Source organism: Deinococcus planocerae (assembly GCF_002869765.1).
GTDB lineage: Bacteria > Deinococcota > Deinococci > Deinococcales > Deinococcaceae > Deinococcus > Deinococcus planocerae.
Map to the genome: position 1 here is coordinate 24099 of NZ_PNOR01000018.1, position 12940 is coordinate 37038.

The 12940-nt window shown below is 73.3% G+C and carries 14 protein-coding genes; 6 read left to right on the top strand and 8 right to left on the bottom strand.

Going from position 1 to position 12940, the window contains the following annotated elements; genetic code table 11:
- Positions 1–101: 101 nt before the first annotated feature.
- The 3 genes from A7B18_RS11715 to A7B18_RS11725 form a co-directional block, all read right to left on the bottom strand.
- On the bottom strand, positions 102–1313 hold the full coding sequence (locus A7B18_RS11715) for a hypothetical protein (protein ID WP_146009534.1): 1212 nt from the start codon (positions 1311–1313) through the stop codon (positions 102–104).
- Positions 1301–1924 carry a sigma-70 family RNA polymerase sigma factor gene (locus A7B18_RS11720; protein ID WP_180970130.1) on the bottom strand — a complete coding sequence of 208 codons (624 nt, stop codon included), beginning with the start codon at positions 1922–1924 and terminating at the stop codon, positions 1301–1303. Before A7B18_RS11720 ends, A7B18_RS11715 begins: the two co-directional genes overlap by 13 nt.
- A gap of 73 nt (positions 1925–1997) precedes the next feature.
- Positions 1998–2231 carry a VF530 family protein gene (locus A7B18_RS11725; RefSeq protein WP_102126952.1) on the bottom strand — a complete coding sequence of 78 codons (234 nt, stop codon included), beginning with the start codon at positions 2229–2231 and terminating at the stop codon, positions 1998–2000.
- A gap of 87 nt (positions 2232–2318) precedes the next feature.
- Between A7B18_RS11725 and A7B18_RS11730 the strand changes: the two genes are divergently transcribed.
- Genes A7B18_RS11730 through A7B18_RS11740 form a run of 3 tightly spaced genes read left to right on the top strand, consistent with a single transcriptional unit; the run spans position 2319 to position 3777 of the window.
- Positions 2319–2690 (top strand): hypothetical protein, encoded by a 372-nt coding sequence (locus A7B18_RS11730; protein WP_342747171.1) that lies wholly within the window; start codon positions 2319–2321, stop codon positions 2688–2690.
- Between the two features lie 11 nt (positions 2691–2701).
- A complete protein-coding gene (locus tag A7B18_RS11735) occupies positions 2702–3424 on the top strand; it encodes a metallophosphoesterase family protein (protein WP_102126888.1) in 723 nt (240 codons plus the stop codon).
- Positions 3421–3777, top strand: a complete 357-nt coding sequence (locus tag A7B18_RS11740) for a low molecular weight protein tyrosine phosphatase family protein (protein WP_180970131.1) — start codon at positions 3421–3423, stop codon at positions 3775–3777. Before A7B18_RS11735 ends, A7B18_RS11740 begins: the two co-directional genes overlap by 4 nt.
- A gap of 3 nt (positions 3778–3780) precedes the next feature.
- Here the strand turns inward: A7B18_RS11740 and A7B18_RS11745 are convergent, their stop codons facing one another.
- From A7B18_RS11745 to A7B18_RS11760, 4 genes are all read right to left on the bottom strand, one after another.
- Positions 3781–5478, bottom strand: coding sequence for a VanW family protein (locus A7B18_RS11745; RefSeq protein WP_102126889.1), 1698 nt, complete (start codon positions 5476–5478; stop codon positions 3781–3783).
- A 69-nt stretch (positions 5479–5547) separates the two neighbouring features.
- The gene (locus A7B18_RS11750) at positions 5548–6603 is read right to left on the bottom strand and encodes a phosphohydrolase (RefSeq protein ID WP_102126890.1); all 1056 of its coding nucleotides are present in this window, start codon (positions 6601–6603) and stop codon (positions 5548–5550) included.
- Positions 6604–6652: 49 nt separating this feature from the next.
- Positions 6653–7450 (bottom strand): enoyl-CoA hydratase/isomerase family protein, encoded by a 798-nt coding sequence (locus A7B18_RS11755; protein WP_102126891.1) that lies wholly within the window; start codon positions 7448–7450, stop codon positions 6653–6655.
- Between the two features lie 51 nt (positions 7451–7501).
- Entirely contained in the window at positions 7502–8218 is a 717-nt protein-coding gene (locus A7B18_RS11760; RefSeq protein WP_102126892.1) for a phosphorylase family protein, read from the bottom strand.
- Between the two features lie 370 nt (positions 8219–8588).
- Here A7B18_RS11760 and A7B18_RS11765 point away from each other — a divergent pair, with 370 nt between their 5' ends.
- From A7B18_RS11765 to A7B18_RS11775, 3 genes are all read left to right on the top strand, one after another.
- The gene (locus tag A7B18_RS11765) at positions 8589–9908 is read left to right on the top strand and encodes an S-layer homology domain-containing protein (protein WP_102126893.1); all 1320 of its coding nucleotides are present in this window, start codon (positions 8589–8591) and stop codon (positions 9906–9908) included.
- A 208-nt stretch (positions 9909–10116) separates the two neighbouring features.
- Positions 10117–10467, top strand: coding sequence for a lipopolysaccharide assembly protein LapA domain-containing protein (locus A7B18_RS11770; protein ID WP_102126894.1), 351 nt, complete (start codon positions 10117–10119; stop codon positions 10465–10467).
- Between the two features lie 71 nt (positions 10468–10538).
- Positions 10539–12629 carry a single-stranded-DNA-specific exonuclease RecJ gene (locus A7B18_RS11775; protein ID WP_102126955.1) on the top strand — a complete coding sequence of 697 codons (2091 nt, stop codon included), beginning with the start codon at positions 10539–10541 and terminating at the stop codon, positions 12627–12629.
- Here the strand turns inward: A7B18_RS11775 and A7B18_RS11780 are convergent.
- The gene (locus A7B18_RS11780; RefSeq protein WP_102126895.1) at positions 12626–12910 is read right to left on the bottom strand and encodes a hypothetical protein; all 285 of its coding nucleotides are present in this window, start codon (positions 12908–12910) and stop codon (positions 12626–12628) included. The genes A7B18_RS11775 and A7B18_RS11780 overlap by 4 nt on opposite strands.
- Positions 12911–12940 lie beyond the last annotated feature (30 nt).

The window sequence follows — 12940 nt, forward strand, 5'->3', positions numbered from 1 at the left end:
TTCAATCGCCTTGCTGCGGACGGTGCAGAAGGCGGAAGGCCAGGGACGGGGTGCCTTCTGCCTTCGACCTTCCGCCCCCATCAGCCACCCGCGCGGAGGGTCTAATCCTCCAGCCGCCCCCTCGTCGTCAACGAGGCGTCGAGGAGCCGCACGCCCGCGCCGCCTCCGTCCACGGCGCCCTCGGCGACGGCGAAGGTGCCGCCGGGCAAGGTGGTCACGTCCATCGGGTGCCGGGCGGGCACGGGGGTCACCGCGCCGCTTTCCAGGTTCACCCGCGTCACCCGCCCCGCGCGGTCGCTCAGGAGGGCGAGGTCGCCGTTCAGGGTGAGCTTGTCGGGGGTGCCGGGCACGGCCCACTCGCGGCTCACGCGCCCGGAGTCGTCCAGCCGCAGGAGGCGGCCCCCCAGGTCGAGGACGAGCACGCCGTCCCGGGTCCCGGCCAGGGCGACGGGAGCCCCGCCCACCCGCCAGCGGGCCTGCACCCGCAGGCTGACGGGATCGAGGACACAGACCTCGCCGCCGAGATGATGGGTGACGTACAGCCGCCCCCCGCGCAGGAGCACGCCGTCCATCACGTCCGCGAGAGGCATCTCGCCCTCGTCGGCCAGGGCGACGACCGTTCCGCCGAGGCGGCCCACCTCGCCCCGGGCGCTCTTGAAGTAGACGGCCCCCTCCCCGGCGGCGAGCCCCGCCACCCCGCCCGGCACGGGAATGCCCCGCAACACGCGCAGGGGGTCGGGCTGGACCTCCAGCACCCGGTCGTTGGCGGCGTCGGCGAGGTAGATGCGGTTGCCCAGCCGCACCCCTTCGGTGAACCACGCGGGCTGCCGTCCCCCGGTACTCACGGAGGCCCGCGCCCGGTCGCCCCGCACGAGCGTCACGGTCCCCGCGCGGTCGTTGCTCGCCACGATCAGGTCGGGCCCGGTGCTCACGACAACCGCCGGGTCGGGCAGGGGCCCCGCCGAGGTGCGCGAGCCCGGCAGCAGGGCCCCCGTCACGAGGAGGACTGTCAGCGCCGCCGCGAGGCCCAGGCCCCAGGCGGGGCGCAGGACCGGGGGCCTCTCGCGGCGGCGGGTCTGCCGGGCGCGGCTCAGAATGGCCGCGCGCACCCCGGGCGGGGGAGCCTGCCCGGGCACCTCCTCCAGCAGGGCGAGTTCGACCGAGCGGAGAAGAGCGAGTTCGCGGGCACAGTCGGGGCAACCCTCCAGGTGCGCGGCGACCTCTACCGGCAACGGCTCTCTCCGCAAGATGTGGGCTTCCAGCGCCTCACGGACCTCCGCACACGTCACGCCCCTCCCGCCTAGTCCAGCCATGTGCTCGCCTCCTCGCCCAGCACGCGCCGCAGGTGGTCCAGGGCGTACTTCAGGCGGCTCTTGACCGTGCCCACCGGCACGCCCATGCCCTGCGCGATCTCCTCCCGGCTCTGGCCCCCCAGGAAAGCGCGGCTCACGGTCTCGCGGTGCGCGGCGCTCAGGTGGGCGAGGCCCGCCCGCACCCGCTCACCCCGCCGCTCAGCCTCGGCCCGCTCGCCGGGGCCGGGCCGGGGGTCGGGGAGGGGCAGCGTCTCGCCCGCCTCGTCCACCAGGGGCAGATGCGCCCGCTCGGCGCGCAGGCGGTCGAGGGCCCGGGACCGCGCGAGCACGAGCAGGTAGGCGCGCAGCCCGGCGCGGGCGGGATCGTACCTCTCGGGCCGCTCCCAGAGCGTCAGGAACACGTCCTGCAAGGTGTCCGCCGCGCCCGCCTCGCCCAGCAGGCGCACGAGAACCCCGTACACGGCCCCGGCGTGGCGGTCGTAGACCTCGGCCAGGGCCTCCTCGTCGCGCCCGCGCAGCCGGGCGGCCAGGGCCGCGTCGCCTTGCACCGGGTCAGCCACCTCGCCCCGGCGCCCCCGGGTCCAGGTCAATTCGGCAAAGAGCCACGTCACACCCAGGGTACGGGGGCGGGGCGGGAAAGGTTCAACCGGCGCCCGCTCTCCGCCAAGGGAAGGCAGGCACGTCTCAGGTCTCCCGCTCGTCGCGCACGAGGGCCACGTAGAGCGCCTCCACCTTCGCCCGCGCCCAGGGGGTCTTGCGCAGGAACTTGAGGCTGGAGGGCACGCTGGGATTTTGCTCGAAGCAGCGCACGGGCACCCGCCGCGCCAGGCCGTCCCAGCCGTAGCGCCCCTGGAGCCGGACGACGATCTGTTCGAGGGTGACGCCGTGCAGGGGGTCGTTGTGCGGTTGGTCGGTCATCCCGCCCATGATGGAGGCGGGGTGCTCCCAGCCACAACCCGCGGGCGGCCCCAGGCGACACGGAAGCGGGGGGCAGGCTGTGCGAACATGCCGGGTGTGAACTCGCTGCTGCTTCGTTCCATGCTCGTGACGGGCCTCCTCATCGCGGCCCTGAACGTGGTCTTCGCCGGGGTGGAGTACGGCTTCGGGAACCTGCCCGTGTGGTTCTGGCTCGCCCAACTCCTCCTGATCCCCGCCATGATCGTTCCGGCCCGCATGTTCCCGGAAGCGGCGGCGACCCGCGCCTACCCCCGCCGCGCCCTGCTCTACGCCCTCGGGTGGCTCGCCCCCTACGCCGTCTACCGCTTCACGGGCGACGCCCTGCGCCTCACCTTCAACCCCACCGCCTCGCTGTTTGCCATCGTCTTCACCTGCGCGCTCTTCGGGCTGATCTTCGCGGCGATCCGCAGGCCGCAGTAGGGGGAACGCACATGAGGCTCGCCGTCTTGGGCGACGTTCACGGCAACCACCTCGCGCTGGAGGCGGTGCTGGCCGACGTGCGGGAGGCGGCGCCCGACCGGGTGCTCAACCTCGGCGACACGGTGTGGGGGGCCGCCGACCCGGGAGGCGCGTGGGCTCTTCAGCGTGAATACGCCCCGCCCAGCGTGCGCGGCAACACCGACGAGCGGGTGGCCGGGCTGCGCGCGGGCAAGGAGACCCTGCGCGCGTGGCTTCTCGCCCAGCTTCCGCCCGAGGTGCCGGGCCTCCTCGCCGCCCTGCCCACCTTCCTCGACGTGGCGGACGGCGAGGTCCGCGTAGCCCACGGCAGCCCCCGCAGCCCGTGGGAGGACCTGATGCTGACGGAGGTGGGCGAGCACACCCGCCCCGCCCGCTTCCGCGAGGTGCGCGAGAGGCTGGGCGGCTTCACCTTCGACTCGGGCGGGCGCGTCTGCGTCGTCGGGCACACGCACCGCGAGATGCTGAGCGTGGTGGACGGGGTGACGGTGGTGAACGCCGGACCCGTCAGCCGTCAGAAGGACGGCCTGCCCCTTGCCCGCTGGGTGCTCCTCCCCCGCCGCCAGGGAACCTGGGCCGCCGAGTTCCGCCGCACCGCCTACGACGTGGAGGCCGCCGCGACGTGGGCCAGGGCACACGCTCCGGCCAGCCTCGCCGACCTCGAAGCGCAGTGGCTGACGCAGGGGAAGGAGCCGTGAGTGGCGAGGCGCGGCCTCTCCGGGTGCTGTTCGTCTGCACCCGGAACCGGCTGCGCAGCCCCACCGCCGAAGCCCTCTTCCGCACCCACCCCGGCTGGGAGGTCGCCTCGGCGGGCACGGCGCGGGACGCGAACACGCCCCTCACCCGCGACCTGCTGGAGTGGGCGGATGTGGCGGTATGCATGGAGAAGGGGCACCGCGACTGGATACGCCCGAAGATCAAAGGTGCCCTGTCCGATGACCGCCTCCTCACCCTCGGGATCCCGGACGAGTACGAGTTCATGGACCCGGACCTCGTGACGCTGCTGGAACGGCTCGTCCCCCCGCGGCTGGCGGGGAAGGCGCCCCGGTGACGCTCAGCCACGCGGGCCGAACTCGTAGACCGCGCGCCAGGGCTTGTACTCGGTGCTCACCTTGTCGGTGCGGGTGCCCGCCGCGTCCTTGATCGTGCGCGTGATGTAGAGCTTGTAGCCGTCCTGCGCCCAGTCCACCTGCCGCAGGGCACCCGGGCGCATCTCCGGGTTCACCACGTACTGCGCGGGCGGGTGCGGCGTGCGCGAGAGGATCACGGCGGGATGGACGGTGACCGTGCGCTCCGGCTTGACGCCCCACACCTGCACCGCCAGCGTGCTGCGGGCGTTGTCGTTCACCGTCTTGATCAGGAGGGGAGCCCCGGTGTCGTTCCTCATCTTGAGGTCCACGCCGGGGTCGTACACGGCGGCCTCGAAGCCCACCTGCGGCTCGTAGTAGCTCACCCGGTAGGAGTGCGGATTGCGCTCGACGACCGGCAGCCCCGCCGAGTACAGGGCGCGGAAGGCCGTGGTGGACACCTGACACACCCCGCCGCCCAGCCCGTCCACCGTGCGCCCCCCGCTGATGATCAGCCCGCCCACGAAGCCGTTGCCGGGCGTGATGGGTCCGAGGGCGTTCAGGAAGCTGAAGTCTTCCCCGGCGGGCACGACCACCCCGCTGATCTTCGCGGCGGCGACGGCGACGTTGGCCCGGCGCTCGGGGCTGCTGCGGTAGTACGTGCTGCGCCCCGTGGCGATGAGTTCGAGCCCCTGCGGGTCGGGCAATTCGGCAAGGCGCAGGGTGGGACGGCTCACCTCGCTGGGAAACACGAGCGTCGTGACCGCCGGGTCGAGAATGGCCTTGCGGAAGGCGGCGAGGGCGGCCTCCCGGCTGGTGACGAGGCCCGCCTTCTCCCCCACCCTCACCAACTCACCGCCCCGCTGGACGTAGCGGGCGTTTTGCGCGGGTCGGTCCATCTCTCCGGTGAAGCGTTCGAAGACGGCCTGCACCATCGCGTCGTCGAGGACGACGCCCGACCCGCGCACCCAGTACAGGTTGGCGACTTGCAGGGGCCTCAGCTCGCCCGTGAGGTCCGTGCCCTCCAGCCGCACGGTCAGGGGCCGGATCAGGCGGTTGCCGCGCTCCACGTGCGCCCGCACGGCCTGGGCGGTGTGCCGCGCCTTCCACTCGGTCACGGGCACCGTCAGGGTGGTCAGGGCGGGGTTCGCGGCGTAGGCGTTCGCGGCGACCTCCACGGCGGCGCGGCGGCCCGGGGCGTCGGGGGTCACGGCGTAGCGGAGGATGGCCTTGTCGAAGAAGACGGTCGCGTCCTTCGGCTGGGTGTTCACCTCACGGGTGAGCGCCGAGAGCCCCGCGCGGGCCTGGGCGGCGTCCACCCTCGTCGCCAGCGGGAACTCCTGAACCCGGGCCTGGCCGATCCAGGCCCGGACGCGCTCGAACACGTTGCGCTCCGAGCCCGCCCGCGCGGCGGCGTCCAGGCTCGCCCCCACGTCCGCCCGCCAGCCCAGTCGGTCGGCTCCCACCGTCCAGGTGCGGGAGCCCGCCGTCACCGTGACGCGGGGGGCGGCGCCGCGCTCCTTCAGGGCCAGGGCCGCCTCCTCGCGGGTCAGGCCACCCACGTCCACCCCGGCGACCCTCAACCCGGGGGCAAGTTTCCCGCCGTCCCCCACGGCGACCCCCAACGCGAGCGCGCCGCCCAGCAGCGCGGCGGCAGACAGACCCACGGCCCAAGCCCTCTTCACCCCCCCAGTGTAGAGCGGGCAGGGGAAGGGCGCGGGCCGATTTTCGTACAGGTGGGGGCCGGGCCTTTCCTACCGCCGCTCGCTGCCTATGCCCAGGTTCTGCGCGATGGCGTCGGTGACCTTCTTCTGGGTGTCCTGCACCTCGGCGACCACGCGCTCGCCGCTGTCGAGGTCCATCACGAAGTGGTCGCCGTCGAGCCGCACCCGGCTCAGAATCTGGGCCTCCCCCTGCGGGCGGATGGAGGCGCGCAGCTCGACGAAGCGGCGCATGGGCGTGCGGATCACCTTGGGGGCGAGCACCTCCTCCACCTGAAAGATGCCGCCCGAGTTGTTCATGGTCACGTTGATGAGGACCGGCATGTCGCGCCCGCGCTCGATGACGACCTGATCGACGGCGAGCGCGCTGATGGAGTGGATGTCCACGCTGCCGAGCGCAAAGGCCTTGCGCCCCCGCCCCTTGGTGATGTCGGTGCCGTCCGCGACCGCCGTGATGCCGCCCTCCAGCGTCAGCGGCGGCGGGCCTAAGTCGTGGCAGTTGATCGCCCCCAGGATGAAGGAGCGCACCTTCATCCGCTTGAAGGGGTCGGGGTAGAGGGGGCCCATGATCCGGTCGAGGATCGGCAGCGCCAGCGCGACCCCGTGCCCCTCGTGGCCGACCCGGTGGATCTGGTTGCCGATGTCGTGGAGCATCGTCCCCAGGATCACCGTCAGGAACACGTCGTCGGGGTCGCCCACGCCCGACTCCATCAGGTCGGGCTTGACCCCCGCCTCCAGCAGCAGCTCGGTGATCGCCATGCTCGCCGCGCCCGTGATGAAGGCGTGGACGCGCCCGTGGTCGTTGTACCCGAGCTTGCGCATGGTGATGTAGTTCGCCATGTCCCAGTGCGCCAGGGCCTCGGGGTCGCCGCGCACAGCCTCGTACGCGGCGAGCGCCCGGGGGTAGTCGGCGAGGTCGGCGCGGATCGCCCGGTGCGCCTCCTCGATCAGCTTGGCACGGGGGGTCGTGTACTCCACCACCCGCGCGCCGTTGACGGGGATCGCGAGTGCCGCCTCGGGGTGGCGGCTCTCCACGTCCTGCACGGTGCCGTCTTGCACGCTGAGGGTGAACTTCTGCTCTCCCGACATGCTGTCCTCCAACTCTGGCCGTTCGTTCCCGGGCGTTTGCCGCCTCGACTCACTCACCTTGGAAGGCCGCCCGGCGCTTGGCGAGGAAGGCCGAGGTTCCCTCGCGGAAGTCCTTGGTAGCGACCGTCATCCCGAAGAGGTCCGCCTCCACCTCCTGCCCCGCCTCCAGCGTGGTGTCGAGCCCCCGGCGCACCGCCTCCTTCACGAGCGAAAGGGCGATGGGCGCGTTTTTCAGCATGGCTTCGGCCACCTCGCGCGCCTTGGCGAGGGGATCGTCCGCCACGTAGTTCACCAGCCCCATGCCGAGCGCCTCCTCGGCGGGCACCTGCCGCGCCGTGAGCATCATGTCGAGCGCCCGCCCCGAGCCGATCAGCCGCGCGAGCCGCTGGGTGCCGCCGAAGCCGGGAATCAGGCCCAGCGAGACCTCGGGCAGACCCAATTTCGCGTTCGGGGACGCCACCCGCACGTCGCACGCGAGCGCGAGTTCGAGGCCGCCCCCGAGCGCGAAGCCGCCTATCGCGGCGATCACGGGAATGGGCAGGCTGGCGACCGAATGCATCACGTCCTGCCCGGCGAGGGCGAGTTCACGGCCCGCGTACACCCCGTCGAGCTGCGACAGCTCCTGAATGTCCGCCCCCGCCACGAAGGCCCGGTCGCCGCCCCCGGTGACGATCAGGGCCCCCACCTCCGGATTCTCGATGACGGCCTCGACCGCCTGCGAGAGTTCGTTGAGGGTGTCGGCGTTCAGGGCGTTGAGCGCCTTGGGCCGCGTGACCGTCAGCACCGCGATGGGCCCGTGCTGGTCGAGCTGAAGGTTGCGGAATTCGATCTCGTCGAGCATCGTCATTCCCTCATCCTGCCACGGGGAGGTCGGGAGAAAAGAAAGGGTCGCCTCCCCCTACCCCCCCGCGAGGGTCACGATGGCGCCCAGGGCCACCCGGATCATCCGGTCCACCCCGCCCGCGAGCACGTCGTCCGGGACGAGCTGCGGGTCGCCGATGTCGTTGCTGCACGCGGTCAGGCACCCGGCGCGCAGGCCACGCTGCGCCGCCACCAGGAAGATCGCGCTCGCCTCCATCTCGAAGCCCAGGACCCCGCGCGAGGCCCACAGCCGGGCGTGTTCGGGCGTGCTCGCGTAAAAGGCGTCCTCGGTCATCACCAGACCGACGTGGTGCGGGACCCCGTGTTCACGGGCGGCGCGGACGGCGGCCTCCACGACCTCGAAGCTCGCGGCGGGAGCGTAGGGAGCGCCTCCCAGAAGCTGCCGGGTGGTGCCGTCGTTCGGCACGGCGGCGGTGGCGACCACGAGGTCGGCGGGCTTGACCGCCGGGGTCGCGCCGCCCAGCGTGCCCACCCGGATCAAGGTCCGCGCCCCCAGCCGGGCGAGTTCCTCGGTCACGATGGCCGCACTCGGGCAGCCCATCCCGGTCGTCTGCACGCTCACCCGCACGCCCCGGTAGGTGCCCGTGAAGCCCAGGAGCTGGCGGTGCTCGGTGTAGAGCGTCGCGCCCTCCAGGTACCCCTGCGCGATGCGGCGGGCGCGGTGGGGGTCGCCCGGCAGCAGGACGTACTCGGCCACGTCCCCGGGTCGAGCGCGCACGTGAATCTGGGTCATGGGAGCGAGTATAGGGACCTGGGCCGCCGACCCAGGCTGCCGACGCTGATGAGAAATCCGGCCAGCCCCTCACCCGTCCGGACACCAGGATGAGAGAGGCTTCATGAACCCACGCGCTCAAGCTCCCTCAAGCTTTCTCATGGATGAGGTTGGTCAGGGCTCCGCAGCCGGGTCTCGGAGGCTCATGCGGGCGCGCTCGTCTTCAGGCTTTCCTCATTCGGTGGGCTTTTTGTCGGCTTTTCCACGAACTGTAACGCAGTCCCCAAGGTTCAGTCAGGCAGCTTCACAAGGCACTCACGCGGGCTGCCTACGGTAAACCCATGCACCGGGGCGGCTAGGGCCGTGCCCGTGCGAAGGTAAAGGAGAACCCATGCGCAAGTCCCTGATCATCGCGTCCACCCTGGCCCTCAGCGTCGGCGCCGCCAGCGCCCAGGACACGACCACCCCCGCCGCACCCGCCACCCAGACCACCCCCGCCCAGGCGCCTCCGGCGCAGACGACGCCGGCCCAGACCACGCCCGCCACCACGACCCCGGCGACCACGACCGCCACCCCCAGCCAGGTCACGACGTTCAGCGACGTGCCCGCCGGGCACTGGGCGAAGGACGCGGTGGACGTGATCGTGCAGCGCGGGCTAATCCAGGGCTTCCCGGACGGCACCTTCCGCGGCAACGAGAGCCTGACGCGCTACCAGGCCGCCCTGATCTTCTACCGCCTGCTCCAGGGCGGCGGCCTGAGCAGCGGCAACCTCAGCCAGGGTGACCTGACCACGATCACCCGCGGCATCCAGGAGGTCAGCACCGAGCTGGCCGCGTTGACCACCCGCGTGACCGACCTGGAGCGCCTGAGCGCCGACCAGCAGGCCCGCATCACCGCGCTCGAGGGCCGCATCGCCGCCCTGGGCACCGGCACGGGCACCGGGGGCGCGGACACCGCCGCCCTGACCGCCCGGATCGACGCGCTGGAGGCCGCCGTGCGCGCGCTCCCCACCGCCCCCGCCGCGGGCACGGCGGACACCGCCGCCCTGACGGCCCGCGTGGACGCGCTGGAAGCCGCCGCCCGCAACGCCGCGACCACGCCTGCGACGACCACCCCCGCCCCCACGACCACGACGCCCGCCGACACCACCACGACGGAGCCCGCTCCCAGCACCGTGGTGATCGGTGACACGACGCCCGTCGCCACCACCCCCACGCGCGGCAACCTGTTCGCCGGGGTGAGCGTCGGCGCGGCCAACCCGGGCAGCCTGGGCTCCTGCTACATCCCGAACGCGGACGGGCGCCAGGTGAACTTCTGCGCCAGCTTCGGCGGCGTGATCGGCAGCACCCAGATCATCGGGCCGATTGGTGCCCGCGTGGCCGCCGACTACCGCCCCGGGCCCAACGCGATCTCGGCGGACGTGAACGCGACCATCGGCACGACCTTTGGCCGCTTCCAGCCCTACGCGGGCGCGGGCCTGGGGCTGACGAGCAGCCGCACCCGCGACACCGCCGCGACCGGCAACGTGACGGACACCTACCTCAGCGCCCTGATCGGCGTGGACTTCCAGATCACCGACAGCATCTCGGCCTTCGCAGAAGCCGACGCCCGCTACTACCTCACCAACAAGGGCCTCGGCGCCGCTCAGGACGGCACCGCCGCCCGCGGCTTTGGCAACGCGGTCAAGGCCGGCCTGAAGTTCTACTTCTAAGCCCGCCGCCGCACCCAGGAGGCCCCCACGCGGGGCCTTCTTTCGTTGTGGAAAGTGCAGAAGTCGAGGGCGGAGGGTCAAGGGGGTTCCCGGTTGGCCTTCCGCCTTGTGCATCCCGCAGCGCCCACGTCCTTGAGGAGCTCCCACCGTCGCGTCCCGCCGGACACCTGCGCGGCGCGGCGCACGTCTGCGGCGCTAGACTGGCCCCATGCGACTCGTGGGGTTCATCCAGGTGCTGCTGCTCCTCGCGCTCGCGGCGTACCTGCTGCTCGTCGCCCTGGAGAACCCGGCGCCCGTGCGGCTGCCCCTGCCGCTGGGTCAGGGAGAACTCGCCCTGCCCGCCGGGGTGGCGGTCGCCGTGTTCACGGCGCTGGGTGGGGGGTACGTCCTGCTGCTGCTGCTGCCCCCCCTGTGGCAGGCGCGGCGGCGGGTGCGCCGGGCGCGGCGCGAGCGCGAGCTGCTCGAACACCGCCTCACCGCCACCCTCCAGGCGCGGCTGGGGGCGCTGCCGGCCCTGCCCCCGTCCGAGCCCGCCACTCCCCCGGCGAGGAGCGCGTGAAGCCCCCCCCTCCCCCGGAGGCCCGCTGGCTGCTCTCTCCCCCGGCGAGCCGCGCGGCCCTGCTGGACGCCATGCGGGCTTGGCGGGTGTCGCCTCCCCTCGCGCAGGTGCTCCACGGACGGGGCCTGACGCCCACCCACCTCGACCCGCCGCTCACGCCCACGCCCAACCCGGCGCTGCGGGAGGCCGCCCGCCGGATCGTGGCGGCGGTCCGGGCGCGCAAGCGCCTGCGCATCCACGGCGACTACGACGCCGACGGGGTGAGTGCGACCGCCGTGCTCGTGCTGGGGCTGCGCGACCTCGGAGCGGACGTGCACGGCTTCATCCCTCACCGCCTGAACGAGGGCTACGGCCTCCACCCGGACCGCGTGGAGGAACACGCCGCCGCCTGCGACCTGCTCGTGACGGTGGACTGCGGGGTGACCAATCTGGAGGAGGTGGGGGCTTTGCTCGCGCGCGGCGTCGAGGTCATCGTCACCGACCACCACGCGCCGGGGCCGAATTTTCCGGCGTGCCTGGTCGTGCACCCCAGCCTGACGACCGGGTACGACCCGGCCCTGCACAACCTCACGGGGGCGGGCGTGGCCTACCACCTGCTGTGGGCGGTGCGCTCGGAACTCGGGCTGACCGAACCGCGTGAGCTGTCGGGGGTCGCGACCCTGGGCACGATTGCGGACGTGGCTCCCCTGGTCGGCGAGAACCGGGCGCTCGTGCGGGCGGGGCTCCCGGCGCTGGCGGAGTCGCGGCTGCCGGGCGTGCGGGCCCTGCTGAAGGCCAAGGGGGTCGAGCGCCCGAGTGCCCGGGACGTGGCCTTTCTCCTCGCGCCGCTGCTGAACGCGGCGGGGCGGCTGGGGGAGGCGGACCTCGCGCTCGCGCTGCTGCTGGCACCGGGCGAGCACGAGGCGGCGACCCTCGCCACCTACCTGGAGGCGCGCAACCAGGAGCGCCGGACCATTCAGGACCGCATGTTCGCGCAGGCGCTGGAGATCGCCGATCCCGACTCGCCCGCCATCCTGGTGACCCGGGAGGACTGGCACGCGGGGGTGATGGGCATCGTGGCGAGCAAGCTGGTGGAGACCTTCCACAAGCCCGTCTTCGTGGTCGCGCAGGGCAAGGGCTCGGTGCGCAGCACGCCGGGGATCAGCGCGGTGGACGGTCTGCGCTACAGCCACGACCTCCTCAAACGGTACGGGGGGCATCCCGGCGCGGCGGGCTTCGCCATCGACCCGGCGAACCTCCCGGCCTTCCGGGGGCGGCTGCACGAGTACGCCCGGCAGTTCCCGCCCCCGGTGCCCGAGTACCGCCTCGACGCGCCGCTTCCCAGCCTGGGGGCCACCCCGGGCCTGGTGACCGAGGCCGCCGCCTTCGAGCCGTACGGCACCGGGCACGCCCCGCCGCTGTGGCACGTGCGCGAGCCGCTCGCGGGCACCCGCCTCGTGGGCAAGCGGGGAGACAGCCTGCAATTCCAAGTCGGGCCCCTGCGCGGCATCAAGCACGGCGAGCGCGACGACACCCCCGGCGAGCGTGACCTCGCCACCCACCTCGTCACGAGCGAGTGGCGCGGGCGGACCCGGCTGGAGCTGCACGGTCAGGCGCTGCGGGCGCCGGGGCGCCTGGGGCTGGCGGGCGGCGCGGCGGGCGCCGCGCCTCTGCCCCGCCTCGACCCGAAAGAGGCCATGCGCCACCTGAAGGCGGGGTCGGCGGCCTACGCGGACGGGCCCTCCGCGAGCAGTCCCTCCACAAACAGTCCGGTCGCCGCCTACCTGCGCGATCAGGTGCCGGGCCTGACGCTCGTCTCTCCCGGCGAGGCGCACCCCGGCGGGGAGCTGATCCTGTACGCCCTGCCGGGGGAAGGCGACCTGCGGCGCTGGCTCGCCGGGGGCCGGGTGGCCTTCGCCCTGGGGCCCAAGACGCTCGCCGAGCTGGAGGGGGCGCTGACCCGCCATCACCTCGCCTCGCCGCCGCCCAACCCACTGGCCGATGCCCACGCGGACGAGGCGGGGCTGGAGGCTGCCGCCGACGCCTACCGCCGCTGGCAGTGGGCGCACCTGTACCGGGTGCTCGACGACGAGGGCTGGAGCGCGGCGGTGCGTCACCTGCTCGGGCTGGAGGGGAAGGGGGCGGAAGGCCGCGTGCCCGAACTCGCGCTGGCAGAGGGCTAGCGCGCGGGCGTCGTCGGGGCGGCCTCTTCCACGCCCCCGCCCCCGGGCGCGGCGGTGAGGTCGCGCCACACCCCCTCGGCGGCGATGCCCAGCTCTCTCATCTGCCGCTGGGCACGGGCCGGGTCGAGCCGGGAGGCGAGCATCGCGCCGCGCAGGTCGACGAACTCCCGCCGCAATCGGCCCAGGACCCGGGCGCACTCCGGGTCGGGGTGCCGCCGCACCCCCGCCAGGGCGAGGGCGAGACTCCGCCGCGTCCGGTCGCTCGCGTCCCCTTCGTCCATGTGGGCCTCCCGACCGCCAGCGGAGGGGCG

What these genes read in the sequence shown, in the direction of transcription:
- A7B18_RS11715 (WP_146009534.1), bottom strand. Translation starts at nt 1,313, where the DNA reads ATGGCTGGACTAGGCGGGAGGGGCGTGACGTGTGCGGAGGTCCGTGAG.
- A7B18_RS11725 (WP_102126952.1), bottom strand. Translation starts at nt 2,231, where the DNA reads ATGACCGACCAACCGCACAACGACCCCCTGCACGGCGTCACCCTCGAA.
- A7B18_RS11730 (WP_342747171.1), top strand. Translation starts at nt 2,319, where the DNA reads ATGCCGGGTGTGAACTCGCTGCTGCTTCGTTCCATGCTCGTGACGGGC.
- A7B18_RS11735 (WP_102126888.1), top strand. Translation starts at nt 2,702, where the DNA reads ATGAGGCTCGCCGTCTTGGGCGACGTTCACGGCAACCACCTCGCGCTG.
- A7B18_RS11750 (WP_102126890.1), bottom strand. Translation starts at nt 6,603, where the DNA reads ATGTCGGGAGAGCAGAAGTTCACCCTCAGCGTGCAAGACGGCACCGTG.
- A7B18_RS11755 (WP_102126891.1), bottom strand. Translation starts at nt 7,450, where the DNA reads ATGACGATGCTCGACGAGATCGAATTCCGCAACCTTCAGCTCGACCAG.
- A7B18_RS11760 (WP_102126892.1), bottom strand. Translation starts at nt 8,218, where the DNA reads ATGACCCAGATTCACGTGCGCGCTCGACCCGGGGACGTGGCCGAGTAC.
- A7B18_RS11765 (WP_102126893.1), top strand. Translation starts at nt 8,589, where the DNA reads ATGCGCAAGTCCCTGATCATCGCGTCCACCCTGGCCCTCAGCGTCGGC.
- A7B18_RS11770 (WP_102126894.1), top strand. Translation starts at nt 10,117, where the DNA reads ATGCGACTCGTGGGGTTCATCCAGGTGCTGCTGCTCCTCGCGCTCGCG.
- A7B18_RS11775 (WP_102126955.1), top strand. Translation starts at nt 10,539, where the DNA reads ATGCGGGCTTGGCGGGTGTCGCCTCCCCTCGCGCAGGTGCTCCACGGA.
- A7B18_RS11780 (WP_102126895.1), bottom strand. Translation starts at nt 12,910, where the DNA reads ATGGACGAAGGGGACGCGAGCGACCGGACGCGGCGGAGTCTCGCCCTC.